Annotated in this window: 2 protein-coding genes (1 of these 2 running past the window's edge); both read left to right on the plus strand. The window is 76.7% G+C overall.

Annotation, left to right across the window (positions count from 1 at the left end; all coding sequences use genetic code 11):
• Window positions 1-5,840: the 3' end of a type I polyketide synthase gene (locus GA0070614_RS28375; protein WP_088978818.1), read on the plus strand. Its footprint begins 23,794 nt before the window's first position; the window shows 5,840 of its 29,634 coding nt (coding positions 23,795-29,634); the start codon falls outside the window, past its left edge; its stop codon occupies window positions 5,838-5,840.
• Window positions 5,841-6,235: 395 nt separating this feature from the next.
• Entirely contained in the window at window positions 6,236-16,609 is a 10,374-nt protein-coding gene (locus tag GA0070614_RS28380; RefSeq protein ID WP_408630720.1) for an SDR family NAD(P)-dependent oxidoreductase, read from the plus strand.
• Window positions 16,610-16,621: the final 12 nt, after the last annotated feature.

A 16,621-nucleotide genomic window follows, 5' to 3' on the forward strand; every position in this document is an offset into this window, starting at 1 on the left:
CCGCCCCGCCGGCCGGGGCGGGTTGGCGGCCGTCGGGCACGGTGCTGGTCACCGGGGGCACCGGCGCGTTGGGTGGGCACGTGGCCCGGTGGCTGCTGGCCAACGGGGCGGCCGAGGTGGTGCTGGTCTCCCGGCGTGGCCCGGACGCCCCGGGCGCGGCGGAGCTGGTGGAGGAGCTGGGGGCCTCCGCGCGGGTCGTCGGCTGCGACGTCACCGACGCCGAGGCGGTCGCCGCGCTGGTCGCCGGCCTGCCGGCGCTCACCGCCGTCGTGCACACCGCCGGCGCCGCCGGCGGCACCACCCCGGCGTACGAGACGACCGACGCCGAACTGTCGGAGACGATGGCCGGCAAGGTGCTCGGCGCCGTCCACCTCGACGCCGCCTGTCAGGACCGCGCTCTCGACGCCTTCGTCGTCTTCTCCTCCGTGGCCGGCGTCTGGGGTGGCGGCGGGCAGGCCGGCTACGCGGCCGGCAACGCGCTGCTCGACGCCCTCGTCGCCGCCCGCCGGGCCGCCGGCCTGCCCGCCACCGCCCTCGCCTACGGCCCGTGGGCCGAGGACGGCATGGCCGCCGGGGAGACCGCCGAGGGCCTGCGCCGCCGCGGCTTCACCCCGCTCGCGCCGGACGCCGCCGTCGTGGCGCTGGGCCGCTGGGTCAACGCCCCCGAGGCGGCCCCGATCGTCACCGACGTGGACTGGAGCCGGTTCGTCGCGGCGTTCACCGCGGCCCGGCCCAGCCACCTCTTCGACCGGGTCGCCCCGGCCGTCGCCGAAGCGCAGCCGCAGGCCGACGCCGCCACCGACGGGCTGCGCGCCCGACTCGCCGCCCTGCCGGCCACCGGTCAGGAGACCCTCCTGGTCGACCTGGTACGCGCCGAGGCGGCGGCGGTGCTCGGCCACCGCTCCACCGACCAGGTGCCGGCCGGCCGGGCGTTCCGGGAACTCGGCTTCGACTCCCTCGCCGCCGTGCAACTGCGCGACCGGCTGGGCCGCAGCACCGGACTGACCCTGCCGTCCACCGTGGTCTTCGACCACCCGTCGGCGGTGGAACTGGCCCGCTTCCTGCGTACCGGACTGGTGGCCGGCGCGACCGACGACGGCCCGGCGGTCGGCACGACCACGGTCCGGCCGCCGGTCGACGAGCCCATCGCCGTCGTCTCGATGGCCTGCCGCTTCCCCGGCGGGGTGTCCTCCCCGCAGGAGCTGTGGCAGCTGCTGGTCGACGGCGGGGACGCGATCACCCCGATGCCCACCGACCGGGGCTGGGACCTCGACGCCCTCTTCGACACCGACCCGGAGCGGGTCGGCACCAGCTACACCCGCAGCGGCGGCTTCCTCGACGCGGTGGCCGACTTCGACGCCGCGTTCTTCGGCATCAACCCCCGTGAGGCGCTGGCCATGGACCCGCAGCAGCGGCTGCTGCTGCACACCACCTGGGAGGCGTTCGAGCGGGCCGGCCTCGACCCGCAGCGGGTACGCGGCTCCGCCACCGGCGTGTTCATGGGCACCAACGGGCAGGACTACGCGACCCTGCTGCTGGGCGCCCGGTCCGAGGTGGAGGGCTACCAGGCGACCGGCAACAGCGCGTCGGTCGTCTCCGGCCGGCTGGCCTACTCGTTCGGGCTGCACGGGCCGGCGGTCACCGTCGACACCGCGTGCTCCTCGTCGCTGGTCGCGCTGCACCTGGCCGCCCAGGCCCTGCGCTCCGGGGAGTGCGACCTGGCGCTGGCCGGCGGTGTGACCGTGATGTCCACCCCGGGGGCGTTCCTGGAGTTCTCCCGGCAGCGCGGCCTCGCCGCCGACGGGCGGGTCAAGGCGTTCGGCGCGGACGCCGACGGCACCGGCTGGGGCGAGGGCGTCGGCGTCCTGGTGCTGCAACGACTCTCCGACGCCCGACGCGACGGCCGGCGGATCCTCGCCGTCGTCGCCGGCAGCGCGGTCAACCAGGACGGCGCGTCCAACGGGCTGACCGCCCCCAACGGGCCGGCCCAGCAGCGGGTCATCCGGCAGGCCCTGGCCAACGCCGGCCTGACCCCGGCCGACATCGACGCGATCGAGGCGCACGGCACCGGCACCACCCTCGGCGACCCGATCGAGGCGCAGGCGCTGATCGCCGCGTACGGGCCGGACCGCCCCGCCGACCGGCCGCTCTGGCTCGGCTCGGTCAAGTCGAACATCGGCCACACCCAGGCCGCGGCCGGCGTGGCCAGCCTGATCAAGATGATCCTCGCGCTGCGGCACCGGACGCTCCCGGCGACCCTGCACGCCGACGAGCCGTCCCCGCACGTCGACTGGGCGTCCGGCCCGCTGGCGCTGCTCACCCGGGCCCGACCGTGGGACGCCGACGGCCGGCCCCGCCGGGCCGGTGTCTCCTCGTTCGGCATCTCCGGCACCAACGCCCACGTGATCCTCGAACAGGCGCCGGCCGACGATCCCGCCGACCCGCCCGTACCCGCCGTCGCGGCGCTGCCGTGGCCGGTCTCCGCCGCCACGGCCGCCGGGCTGCGCGCCCAGGCGGACCGGCTGGCCCGCCGGCTCGCCGACCCGGCGGACACCGGTGACGAGCCCGCCGGGGCGGTGGCCTGGGTGCTGGCCGAGGGACGGGCACACCTGGCCCACCGGGCGACGGTCGTCGCCGCCGACCCGCAGACCCGGCTCGCGGCGCTGCGCGCCCTCGCCACCCGCGGCACGCACCCGGCGCTCGTACCGGCCCTGCCGGCTGTCGCGGGCGGCACCGCCGTCCTCTTCTCCGGTCAGGGCGCGCAGCGCGCCGGCATGGGCCGGGAGTTGTACGCCACCTTCCCGGTGTTCGCCGCCGCGTTGGACGAGGTGTGCGCGCACCTGGACCCGTTGCTGCCGCAGCCGCTCAAGCCGGTGCTCTTCACCGACGAGACCGGGCGGCTGGATCAGACCGTGTTCACCCAGGCCGGCCTGTTCGCGGTCGAGGTGGCGATGTTCCGCCTCGTCGAGTCGTTCGGTGTGGTGCCGGACTTCGTGGGTGGGCATTCGGTCGGGGAGATCACCGCCGCGCACGTGGCGGGGGTGCTGTCCCTGGCCGACGCGTGCGCGCTGGTCGCGGCGCGGGGCCGGTTGATGCAGGCGTTGCCGGCCGGTGGTGGGATGCTCGCGGTGGCCGCGTCCGAGGCGGACGTGCTGCCGACGCTCGACGGGCTGGCCGACGTCGGTGTCGCCGCCGTCAACGGGCCGACCTCGGTCGTGGTGGCGGGCCCCCTCGACGCGCTCGACGAGGTGGAGCGGGCCTGGCGGGACCGGGGCGCCCGGACCCGCCGGCTGACGGTCAGCCACGCGTTCCACAGCCCGCTGATGACGCCGATCCTCGACGAGTTCCGGGCGGTGCTGGAGCAGTTGACCTTCGCCACGCCGCTGGTGCCGATGGTGTCGAACCTGACCGGCGCGCTCGCCGACCCCGACGAGATCCGCACCCCCGGCTACTGGGTGCGGCACGTCCGCGAGGCCGTCCGGTACGCCGACGGGATCGCCGCCCTGCGCGCCGCCGGCGTCGACACGTACCTCGAGATCGGCCCCGCCGCCGTGCTCACCGCGATGAACGCCGACCTGCTCGGCGACGACGCCGTCGCCACCGCCACCCAGCAGGCCGGCGTGCCGGAGGTGACCGCCCTGCTCACCGCCCTGGCCACCCGGTACGCGGCCGGACGCGACCTCGACTGGGCGGCCCTGCTCACCCCGCTCGCCGGGCCCCGCCCCGCCCCGCGCGACCTGCCGGAACTGCCCACGTACGCGTTCCAGCCGCAGCGGTACTGGCCCACCCTGACCGCCCCGCTCACCGGCGGCGCGGACCGGGCCGACACCGAGTTCTGGCGCGCGGTCACCGACGGCGACCTCGACCGGCTCGGCCTCGACACCAGCCAGCCGCTCAGGGACCTGCTGCCGGAGCTGGAGTCGTGGCGACGCCGGCAGCACCAGGACGGCACCCTCAGCGGCTGGCGGTACCGGGTCACCTGGCGGCCCCAGCGGCTCACCGCCGCCGACCCGGGCAGCTGGCTGCTCGTCGCCCCGCAGCGGGCGGCCGCCACCACGGTCGCCGACGCGCTGCGCGCCGGCGGAGCCACGGTGCACCTGCTGACCGTGGACCCGGCGACCGCCGACCGGGACACCCTCGCCGCCGACCTCGACCGGGCCTGCGCCACGCACCGGCCGACCGGCCTGCTCTCCCTGCTCGCCCTGGACGAGGCGCCGCACCCGGGCCAGGACGCCCTGCCGTCCGGACTCGCGGCGAACCTGCTGCTCCTGCAGGCCCACACCGGCCGGGACAGCGCCACCCCGCTGCCGCTCTGGCTGGCCACCACCGGCGCCGTCGCCACCGACGACGAACCGGCCCTCCGGCCCTGGCAGGCCACCAGCTGGGGCCTCGGCCTGGCCGCCGCCCTGGAACACCCCCGCCACGTCGGCGGCCTCGTCGACCTGCCCGGCACGGTGACCGGGGACCTCGGCGTCGCGCTGGTCACCGCGCTGACCAACACCGAGGGCGAGGACCAGCTCGTCGTCCGTGCCACCGGGACGTACGCACGGCGGCTGGTGCGGGGCGTCGCACCGGCCGAGGGCGTCGGCTGGACCCCGCAGGGCGCCGTCCTGGTCACCGGCGGGACGGGTGCGCTCACCGCACACGCCACCGGCTGGCTCGACCGGGAGGGCGCGTCCGTGGTGCCGCTCGACCAACCGGCCGGCGGCAAGCTCACCGACCGGATGGAACAGCTCGCCGCCGACGGGCGGCCGGTCACCGCGCTGCTGCACGTGCCGGCGGACACCGGCACCGTACCGCTGGCGGAGCTGACCCTCGCCGGCCTCGCCGCCGACCTGCTCGCCACCCTCGGTGACATCCCCCGCTACGCCGACGAGTTGGAGACCCGGTCCCTTCCGGCGCTGCTGCTCTGCTCCTCCACCTCCGGGGTGTGGGGCTCCGGCGGGCGGTCCGGCCAGGCGGCCGGCGACGCCCTGCTCCAGGTCCTCGCCGCGAACCGCCGACAGGCCGGCCTGCCGGCCGCGTCGGTGGCGTTCGGCCCCTGGGCCGACGGCCTCGCCGACGCCGACCTGGACCAGCTCAGCCGGCGCGGGCTGCCCGGCATGGCCCCCGACCTGGCCACCGCCGCGCTGCGGCAGGCCGTCGTCGACGGCGCCCAGGTCGTGGTTGCCGACGTGCGGTGGGACCGGTTCGTGCCGGCGGTCGCCGCCGTCCGGGCCCGGCCGCTGTTCACCGAGATCCCCGAGGCGGCCGAGGCGTTGCGCACCCTGCACGACGCCGAACCGGCCGACGACGGGGCGGCGGACGCGCTGCGCGAACGGCTGCGGCCCCTGCCGGACGCCGAACGCGACGCCGTCCTGGTCGACCTCGTCACCACCCACGCCGCGGCGGTGCTCGGCCTCCCCGGCACCGGGGACCTCGGTCCGGCGCGCGCGTTCCGGGAGGTCGGCTTCGACTCGATGACCGCCGTGCAGCTGCGCAACCGGCTGCGGGCGGCCACCGGGGCCACCCTGCCGGCCAGCGTGGTCTTCGACTACCCGACCCCGCTGGCGCTGGCCCGCCACCTGCGCACCCTCGTGGTGTCCGACGGCGTCGCCACCGCCGGCCTGCTGTCCGAACTGGAGAAGCTCGACGGCCTCTTCGCCGCCAGCGCGCCCGACCCGCTCACCCGGCAGAAACTGCTGGTGCAGATGCAGGCGTTCCTGGCCCGGTGGGGCGACGACCGGCCCGCCGAAGCACCGGTGGCGCCGACCCTCGACGGGGCCAGCGACGCCGAGATATTCGCATTCATCCACCGGGAGCTCGGCGGTCCCGGCGGTGCTGTCGACGGCATTCTCTGAATCGGCCGTCCGACCATTGTCGGACGAGCCGGCGGGGCCGGTGGGTCAGGGCTGTCACGCCCGCCGCCACCGGCCCCGCCGGATCGCCGTACCGGACCGGAGCGGAGCGGCCCCGGCCCAGCCTGCGGCCGGTGGCGTCCATGCCCAGGTAGGGGCGGCCGTAGGGGCACCGTAGGGGTTGTGACCGCCGTCGGCCGACAATTACCTTCCTCCGGTAACCAAGACGCGGTGGGCGCTGCAGAGCTGTTGTCAATGGCAATTCATGGTCGGGTTCGACGGATTGTGGTGTCGCGGCCCGAGGCTGCTGTGGGCGGTATTGGGTCGCCTGGTTGTTCCGGCCCGAAAAGGTGGCGCTAATGGCGACTGAAGACACTCTCCGGGAATACCTGAAATGGGTGACCGCGGACCTCCACCAGACGAAGAGGAAACTCGGCGAGCTGGAGGCGGCGCACCGGGAGCCCATCGCCATCGTCGGCATCGGCTGCCGGTTCCCGGGCGGCGTACGGTCCCCCGAGGACCTGTGGCGGCTGGTCGCCACCGGCGGCGACGCCATCGCCGACTTCCCCGCCGACCGGGGCTGGGACCTGGAACGGCTGGTCCACCCGGACCCCGACCACCCCGGCACCTCGTACGTCGGGCAGGGCGGCTTCCTGGACTCCGCCACCGAGTTCGACGCCGGCTTCTTCGGCATCTCACCCCGCGAGGCGCTGGGCATGGACCCGCAGCAGCGGCTGCTGCTGGAGACCTCCTGGGAGGCGTTCGAACACGCCGGCATCGACCCCGCGACGCTCCGCGGCCACCAGGTCGGCGTCTTCGCCAGCACCACCGGCCAGGACTACGCGGCGCTGTTGCAGGCGCCACCGCCCGGCGTCGAGGGGTACGTCCTCACCGGCACCGCCGCCAGCGTCGTCTCCGGCCGGATCTCGTACGTGCTCGGCGTCGAGGGCCCCGCCGTCTCCGTCGACACCGCCTGCTCGTCGTCGCTGGTCGCCCTGCACCTGGCCTGCCACGCCCTGCGGCAGGGGGAGTGCACCCTGGCGCTGGCCGGTGGCGCCACCGTCATGTCCACCCCGGCCGCCTTCATCGGCTTCTCCCGGCAGCGCGGTCTCGCCGCCGACGGCCGGGTCAAGGCGTTCGCCGGGGCCGCCGACGGCACCGCCTGGGGCGAGGGCGTCGGCGTCCTGCTCGTCGAACGGCTCAGTGACGCCCGCCGCAACGGCCACCCCGTCCTCGCCGTGGTCCGCGGCAGCGCGGTCAACCAGGACGGCGCGTCAAACGGGCTCACCGCCCCCAACGGCCCCTCCCAGCAGCGGGTCGTGCTCCAGGCCCTCGCCAGCGCCCGGCTCTCCCCGGAGCAGGTCGACGCGGTCGAGGCGCACGGCACCGGCACCAGCCTCGGCGACCCGATCGAGGCGACCGCCCTGCTCGCCACGTACGGGCAGGGCCGCCCGGCGGATCGGCCGCTGCGGCTCGGCTCGGTCAAGTCGAACATCGGCCACACCCAGGCTGCGGCCGGCGTCGCCGGGGTGATCAAGATGGTGATGGCGCTGCGGCACCGGACGCTGCCGGCCACCCTGCACGTCGACGAGCCCACCCCGCACGTGGACTGGACGGCCGGCGCGGTGTCGCTGCTCACCGAGGCGCAGCCCTGGCCGGCGGGGGAGCAGCCCCGCCGCGCGGGCGTCTCCTCGTTCGGCATGAGCGGCACCAACGCCCACGTGATCATCGAGGAGGCCCCGGCGGAGACCCCGGACGCCACCACCGCCCCGGTGGCGTCCGGCTCCCCGGCCGTGGGCGCGACGACCGCCACGACCGGCGGCGGCGCGCAGACCGCCACGACCGGCGGCGGCGCGCAGACCGGCACGACCGGCGGCGGCGTGAAGGCCACCACGATCGGCGGCGCTCCGGGCGGCAGCGCGCCGAGCGGCGCGCAGGCCACGACCGGCGGTGTGCCGGACGGCGGCGGCGCGCAGGCCGACGCCCCGGCCCCGGTGACGGCCGCCGGACTGGCGCCCGTGCTGCTCTCCGCCCGCGACGCCGCCGGGCTCACCGCCCAGGCCGCCCGCTGGGCCGACTGGCTCGACACCGACACCGACACCGACACCGACACCGACGCCGCCGAGGCCGGGCCGGTCGATGTCGGCTGGTCGTCGGTCACCACCCGTGGCGCCCTGGAACACCGGGCCGTCGTCCTCGCCACCGACCGCGCCGACCTGCTGCGCGGCCTGCGTACCCTCGCCGACGGGCAGGCCGGGCCGGGCGTCGTCGCCGGGGCCGGGCCGCGCGCCGGGCAGCTCGCCTTCCTCTTCTCCGGCCAGGGCGCCCAACGCGCCGGCATGGGCCGGGAACTGGCCGCCGCCTTCCCCGCCTTCGCCCGCGCGCTGGCCGAGACCTGCGCCGCGCTCGACGCGCACCTGCCCCGGCCGCTGGGGCCGGTGCTCGCCGCCGAGCCGGGCACCGCCGAGGCCGACCTGCTCGACCAGACCCTGTACACCCAGGCCGGGCTCTTCGCCGTCGAGGTGGCGCTGTACCGGCTGCTGGAGTCCTGGCAGGTCGTCCCCGACGTGCTGACCGGCCACTCCATCGGTGAGGTGGTCGCCGCCCACGTCGCCGGGGTGCTCTCCCTGCCCGACGCCGCCGCGCTGGTCGCCGCCCGGGGCCGGCTCATGCAGGCGCTGCCGGCCGGCGGGGCGATGCTCTCCGTCGAGGCCGGGGTGGACGAGGTCGACGCCGTCCTCGCCGCGATCGACGGCCCGCTCGGCGTCGCCGCCGTCAACGGCCCCACCGCCGTGGTCGTCTCCGGCGCCGCCGACGCGGTCGCCGAGGTCGAGCGCGTCTGCACCGACCGGGGGACGCGTACCCGCCGGCTGCGGGTCAGCCACGCCTTCCACAGCCCGCTGATGGAGCCGATGCTCGCCGAGTTCGCCGCCGTGGTGGACCGGCTGGAGCTGCGCGCCCCGACCCTGCCCATCGTCTCCAACCTGACCGGGGCGCTCGTCGACGAGCGGGAGATCCGCAGCACCGCGCACTGGGTGCGGCACGTGCGCGACACCGTGCGTTTCGCCGACGGTGTCGCCCGGCTGCGCGACCTCGGCGTCGGCACGTACCTGGAGGTCGGCCCGAGCGGGGTGCTCACCGCGCTGACCCGGGAGATCCTCGGCCCGGACGCCGACCCGGCGGCCGCCGTGGCGCTGCTGCGCCGGGACCGCCCCGAACCGGCGTCGCTGTTCACCGCCCTGGCCGAACTGCACGTCGCCGGCGTGCCGGTCGGCTGGCGGGACCTCTTCACCGGGGCCGGGCCCCGGCGGGTCCGGCTGCCCGGGTACGCGTTCCACCGCGAGCGCTTCTGGCCCGAGCCGCCCCCGCCCGCCCCGGCCGGCGCGGAGTCCGGCGTGGACGCCGACTTCTGGGCAGCCGTCGAAGAGGCCGACGTCGACGCGCTGCGCGACCAGCTCGGCGGCGACCCGACCGGCGCGGCCGACCCGGTGGACACCCTGCTGCCGGCGCTGCCCGTGCTCGCCTCCTGGCGGCGCAACCGGCACGAGCGGTCCGTGGCCGACGGCTGGTCGTACCAGGTGGTGTGGAAGCCCGTGCCGGTCGCGGAGGGTGACCGGCCGACGGGCCGCTGGCTGCTGGCGCTGCCCGCCGACGCCGCGCCGCACTGGGCGGACGACCTGGCCGCCCTGCTCCGCGCCGGCGGGGACGAGCCGGTGACGCTGCGCGTCGGCGCGGACGACCTGGACCGGGCCGCGCTCGCCGACCGGGTGCGCGCCGTCGTCGCCGACCGGCCGGTCGCCGGGGTGCTGCACCTCGTCGCCGGCCAGGACCGGCTGCTGCCCGCGCATCCCGGGATGAGCGTCGCGGCGGCGACCACCCTCGTGCTGGTGCAGGCGCTGACCGACCTCGACCTCGACGCGCCGCTGTGGTGCGTCACCAGCGGCGCGGTGAAGGCCGGCCCGGCCGACACCGTCGACCATCCGCTGCAGATCCTGGTCTGGGGCCTCGGCCGGGCCGCCGCCGTCGAGCAGCCGCACCGCTGGGGTGGCCTGGTCGACCTGCCGGCCGTCGTCGACGACGGTGTGCTGCGCCGGCTCGCCGCCGTCCTCGCCGGCGGCAGCGGGGAGGACCAGGTGGCCGTCCGCTCCGGCGGTGTCTGGGGCCGCCGGCTCGCCCCGGCCCCCGCACCCGGCCCGGAGCGCAGGGAGTGGTGGGCCGACGGCACCGTCCTGGTCACCGGCGGCACCGGCGCGCTCGGTGGCCACGTCACCCGCTGGCTGCTCGACCGGGGCGCCCGCCGGGTCGTCCTCGTCGGCCGGCGCGGCGCCGCCACCCCCGGCCTGCTCGACGCGTACGCCGACGACGGGCGGGTCACCGCCGCCGCCTGCGACATGACCGACCGGCAGGCCGTCGCGGCGCTGCTGGACTCGCTGCCCGAGCTGACCGCGGTGGTGCACGCCGCCGGCACCGACCAGCTCACCCCGCTCACCGGCACCACCCTCGACGAGTTCTCCCACGTCGTCGCCGGCAAGGTGCTCGGCGCGCTGCACCTCGACGAGTGCCTCGCCGACCGGCCGCTCGCCGCGTTCCTGCTCTTCTCCTCCATCTCCGGGATCTGGGGCAGCGCCGGCCAGTGCGCGTACGGGGCCGGCAACTCGCTGCTCGACGCGCTCGCCGTGCAGCGCCGGGACCGGGGCCTGGCCGCGACCGCCGTCTCCTGGACCGCCTGGGGCGGCGTCGACGGGATGGCCGCCGAGAACGCCGCCACCGAGCAGCTGCACCGGATGGGCCTGCCCACCATCGACCCGCAGCGCGCCCTGGTCGCCCTCGACCGGGCGGTACGGCGACCCACCCCCTGCGTCACCGTCGCCGACGTCGACTGGAGCCGGTTCCACCCGGCGTTCACCCTCACCCGGCCCAGCCCGTTCCTGTCGGAGCTGCCGCAGGTGCGGGCGCTGGTCGAGGCGGAGGCCGACAGCGCCGCCACGCCGGCCGGCGTCGCCGACGCGCTGCGCCACCTGACCGACCTGCCCGAGGCGGAGCAGGAGCGGGAACTGCTGCGCATCGTCAACGCGCAGACCGCCCGGGTGCTCGGCCACGCCACCCCCGACGACCTGCGCGGCCGACCCTTCAAGGACCTCGGCTTCGACTCGCTCACCGCCGTGGACTTCCGCACCCGGCTCAACGAGGCGACCGGGCTGCGGCTGCCGTCCACCGTGGTCTTCGACCACCCCACCCCGGCCGACCTGGCCCGGCACCTGCGCGAGACGGTGTTCGGCGCCGGTGCCGCCGCCCCCGCCGAGCCGGTCGTGGCGGTGGACGCCGACGAGCCGATCGCCATCGTCGCCATGGCCTGCCGGTACCCCGGTGACGTCCGCGCCCCGGAGGCGCTGTGGCGGCTCGTCGCCGACGGCGTCGACGCCATCGGGGACTTCCCGACCGACCGGGGCTGGGACACCCCCACCCCGGACAGCGGCTACGCCCCGGCCGGCGGCTTCCTGTACGACGTCACCGGCTTCGACCCGGCCTTCTTCGGCATCTCGCCCCGCGAGGCCCTGGCCATGGACCCGCAGCAGCGGCTCACCCTGGAGGCGTCCTGGGAGGTGCTGGAACGGGCCGGGCTCGACCCCACCTCGCTCAAGGGCAGCCGCACCGGCGTGTTCGTCGGCGCGTCCACCTCCGGCTACGGCACCGGGCTGACCGAGGTGCCGGAGGGCACCGAGGGGTACCTGATGACCGGCGCCGCGCACAGCATCATCTCCGGCCGGGTGTCGTACACCCTCGGGTTGGAGGGGCCGGCGGTCACCGTCGACACCGCCTGCTCGTCGTCGCTGGTGGCGTTGCACTGGGCCGGTGAGGCGCTGCGTCGGGGCGAGTGCGACCTGGCCCTGGCCGGCGGCGTGACCGTGATGGCCACCCCCGGCACGTTCGCCGAGTTCTCCCGCCAGCAGGGCCTGGCCGCCGACGGCCGGTGCAAGTCGTTCGCGGCGGCGGCGGACGGGACCGGCTGGTCCGAGGGCGTGGGCATGCTCCTGGTCGAGCGGCTCTCCGACGCCCGCCGCCACGGTCACCGGGTCCTCGCGATCGTGCGGGGCAGCGCGGTCAACCAGGACGGCGCGTCGAACGGGCTGACCGCGCCGAACGGTCCGTCGCAGCAGCGGGTGATCCGGCAGGCCCTGGCCTCGGCCCGGTTGTCGACTGCTGACGTGGACGTGGTGGAGGCGCACGGCACCGGCACGACGTTGGGTGATCCGATCGAGGCGCAGGCGTTGTTGGCCACGTACGGGCAGGACCGCGACGGGCACGCGCCGTTGTTGTTGGGGTCGGTGAAGTCGAACATCGGGCATGCGCAGGCGGCGGCGGGTGTGGCCGGTGTGATCAAGATGGTGCAGGCGATGCGGCACGGTGTGGTGCCGGCGACGTTGCACGTGGACGCGCCGTCGCCGCACATCGACTGGTCGGCCGGTGCGGTGGAGTTGGTGACCGAGGCGCGGGCCTGGCCGCAGGTGGACCGGCCGCGTCGGGCGGCGGTGTCGTCGTTCGGCATGTCCGGCACCAACGCCCACCTGATCATCGAGCAGCCCGACGAACCCGACGACGCCACCGACCGCCACGAGCCCACCGTCACCCCCGGGTTGGTCGCCTCCGACACCGTCGCCTGGCCGGTGTCGGCCGGATCGGCCACCAGCCTCGCCACCCAGGCCGCCCGGCTGGCCGCACACCTGCGCGAGCAGACCGAGGTGGACCCCGCCGCCGTCGGCTGGTCCCTGGCCGCCACTCGCGCCACCCTCGACCACCGGGCGGTGGTGGTCGGATCGCGCGTCGAGGAGCTGCTGTCCGGTCTGGACGCTCTGGCGGCCGGTCTGCCGGCGTCCCCTGCGGTGTCGGGGTCGGTGTCGGGTCACGGTGCGGGTCCGGTGTTCGTGTTCCCGGGTCAGGGTGCGCAGTCGGCGCGGATGGCCGCCGGTCTGGTCGGCCGGACGCCGGTGTTCGACGCGCGGCTGGCCGAGTGCCAGCAGGCCCTCGCCCCGTATCTGGACGTGGACCTGGTCTCGGTGCTCACCGGCGAGGACGAGTCGTGGCTCGATCGGGTCGAGGTGGTGCAGCCCGTGCTGTGGGCGGTGGGCGTCGCTCTCGCCGCCGTCTGGCAGCACGTCGGCGTCACCCCGCAGGCGGTCATCGGCCACTCGCAGGGTGAGATTGGTGCCGCGTGTGTCGCGGGCATCCTGAGCCTCGACGACGCGGCGAAGACGGTGGCGTTGCGGTCGCGAGCCCTCGCGGTGCTGCGCGGCACCGGCACCATGGCTTCGATCGACCTCGCTGCTGACGCCGTGGCCGAGCGGCTGCCGGCCTTCGCGGGTGTCGGTGTCGCCGCCGTGAACGGCCCGTCCACGGTGGTCGTCTCGGGTCCGCCGCAGCCGGTGGCCGCGCTGGTGGATGCCTGTCAGGCCGACGGTATCCGCGCCCGCCTGATCCCCGTCGACTACGCCTCGCACTCCGCCGCCGTCCAGGAGGTCGCCGAGCAGTTGCGCGCCGACCTGGCCGACGTGCGCCCGCAGCCCGGCCACGTTCGGCTCGTCTCCACCCTGACCGGTGACTGGGTGGATCCGGCGACGATGAGCGCCGACTACTGGTACGACAACCTGCGTCAGACCGTGCAGTTCGACGCCGCCGTGCGTACCGCGATCGGCGCCGGGCACACCACGTTCGTCGAGATCAGCCCCCACCCGGTACTCACCATGCCGGTCACCGCGATCCTCGACGACACCGACACCCCCGGACACACCCTCGGCAGCCTCCGCCGAGGCGACGACGACCCCACCCGGCTGCTGACCAACCTGGCCACCGCCCACACCATCGGCCTACCCGTCGACCTCACCCGCGTCCTCACCCGTACCCCGACCGTCGACCTGCCCACCTACCCGTTCGCCCGCGACCGGTACTGGTTGCAGAGCACCGGCGTCAGCCGGGCCGGACTGCCGTCGGCCGGCCTGGACGCCGTCGACCACCCGCTGCTCAGCGCCGTGGCCGACCTGCCCGGCGACGACGGGCTGCTGCTCACCGGCAGGATCGGCCTCGCCACCCACCCGTGGCTCGCCGACCACGCCGTCCTCGGCACCGTCCTGCTGCCCGGCACCGCCCTGGTCGAGCTGGCCTCCGCGAGCGGCCGGCACGTCGACGCCGCCCACGTCACCGAACTCGTCCTGGAAGCCCCGCTCGTCGTACCCGACACCGGCGGCGTGGACCTGCGGGTCCGGGTCGGCGCGGCCGACGACGACGGCCTCCGGCCGGTCTCCGTCCACTCGTACGACGACGACGGCGAGCGGCCCGGCACGGCCCGGCAGTGGCGGCGGCACGCCCACGGGCTGCTCGCCCCCACCCGACCGGTCACCGCAGGCCCGGCCGGCGCCTGGCCCCCGGCCGACGCCGAGCCGATCGCCCTCGACGCGCTCTACCCGCACCTGGCGGCCGGCGGCTACCACTACGGCCCGGTCTTCCAGGCGCTGCGCGCCGCCTGGCGGCACGGCGACGACATCCTCGCCGAGGTGTCCCTCGACGCCGACCCGACCACCGACACCGCCGGATTCTCCGTGCACCCCGCGCTGCTCGACGCCGCCCTGCACGCCATCGGCGCCGGCGCCCTCGACCGCGCCGACACCGCCCCGGCGGACGGCGACGCGCGACCCGGGCTGCCGTTCTCCTGGACCGGGCTGGCGATCCAGCCGACCCGGGCCCGGGAACTGCGGGTCCGGCTCACCGTCGGCGACGGCGCGGTCGCCGCCACCGTCACCGACACCGGCGGGGTGCCCGTCGCGTCGCTCGACGCCCTGGTGCTGCGACCGGTCACCGCCGACCAGCTCGGCGCCGCCCGGCGCACCGCGCAGCGGTCGCTGCACCGGCTCGACTGGACCGAGCCGGCCGCCGCGCCCGCCGGGGCGCCGCCGCGCGCCGTCGCGCTCGGCGGCGCCTGGCCGGGCGTCGAGACGTACCCGGACCTGGACGCCCTGGTCGCGGCCGTGACCGGCGGCGCGGCCGTGCCCGACGCGGTGCTCGCCGTCTGCGCCGGGCAGCGCGCCGACGAGCCGAGCCCGGCACGGGCGGCGCACCTGGTCAGCCACGAGACCCTCGCCCTGGTGCAGGACTGGCTCACCCGGCCGGAACTGGAGACGGCCCGGCTCGTCGTGGTCACCCGGGGCGCGGTCGCCGTCGACGCCGATGACCGGCTCACCGACCTGCCCGCCGCCACCGTGTGGGGCCTGGTGCGCGCCGCCCAGTCGGAGAACCCGGACCGGATCGTGCTGCTCGACGTCGACGACGATCCCCGCTCCGCCGCCGCGCTGCCCGCCGCCCTGGCCGGCGGTGAGCCCCAGCTCGCCGTCCGCGCCGGCCGGCTGCGGGCGCCCCGGCTGGCCCGGATCGGCCCGCCGGCCTCGGACGTCCCCGACCTCTCCGCCGGCACCGTCCTGGTCACCGGCGCCACCGGCGCGCTGGGCCGGCTCGTCGCCCGGCACCTGGCCACCCGGCACGGGGTACGCCGACTGCTGCTGCTCAGCCGCAGCGGCCCCGACGCCCCCGGCGCGGACGCCCTCACCGCCGAACTGGCCGGCCTCGGCGCCACCGCCCAGGTGGTGGCCGCCGACGTCACCGACCGCGACGCTCTCGCCGTGCTCCTCGACGAGATCCCCGCCGACCGGCCGCTCGTCGGCGTGGTGCACGCCGCCGGGGTCCTCGACGACGGGGTGCTGCCGGCGCTCACCCCCGCCCGCTTCGACGCCGTCCTCGCGCCGAAGGTCGACGCCGCCTGGCACCTGCACGAGCTGACCGAGAAGCTGGACCTCGCCGCGTTCGTGCTCTTCTCCTCCGCGTCCGGGCTGTTCGGCGGGCCCGGGCAGGCCAACCACGCCGCCGCGAACGCCTTCCTCGACGCCCTCGCCCAGCACCGGCGCGCGCGGGGGCTCACCGTCACCTCCATGGCGTGGGGGCCGTGGGCCAACCCCGACCGGCCCGGCGGGCAGCCCGGCCACGTCGACGAACGCCGGATGAGCCGCGGCGGCTTCCACCCGCTCGACGCCGACGAGGGCATGGCCCTGTTCGACGCCGCGCTGCGCCACCCCGACCCGGTCCTCGTCCCGGTCAGCCTGGACCTCGGGGTGCTCGGCCGGCTCGGGCCCGCGCTGCCCCGCCTGCTGCACGGCCTCGTCCGCCCGGTGACCCCCGTCGCGGCGGCCCCGGCGGCCGACACGGCGGCGGCGCTGCGCGACACCCTCGCCGGCACCCCCGAGCCGGACCGGGACCGGGTGCTGTCCGACCTGGTCCGCACCCACGCGGCGGCGGTCCTCGGGTACGCCTCGATGCGCGCCGTCGCCGAGGACAAGGGCTTCGTCGAACTCGGCTTCGACTCGCTGACCGCGGTGGAGTTCCGCAACCGGCTCACCGCCGCCACCGGGCTGCGCCTGCCCTCCACCCTGATCTACGACCGGCCCACCACCACCGCGCTGGTCGGCTACCTGCGCGGCGCGCTGCTGGCCGAGCGGACCACCTCCGCGCTGTCGGTGCTCGGCGAGCTGAACAAGCTGGAGACCGCGATGCGGGCCGTCGCCGACGACGACACCGACCGCAGCGCCGTCGCCGCCCGGCTGCGGGAGCTGCTGACCCTGTGGACGTACGCCGAGCCCGGCGCGGACGGGGCCGCCACCGCCGACGGCGCCCTCGCCTCCGCCACCGCCGAGGAGATCTTCGGCCTGCTCGACGACGAGCTCGGAACGGCCTGACCGCGGATGCCC

The sequence above is a fragment of the Micromonospora coxensis genome (assembly GCF_900090295.1).
In the GTDB taxonomy this organism is placed as follows: domain Bacteria; phylum Actinomycetota; class Actinomycetes; order Mycobacteriales; family Micromonosporaceae; genus Micromonospora; species Micromonospora coxensis.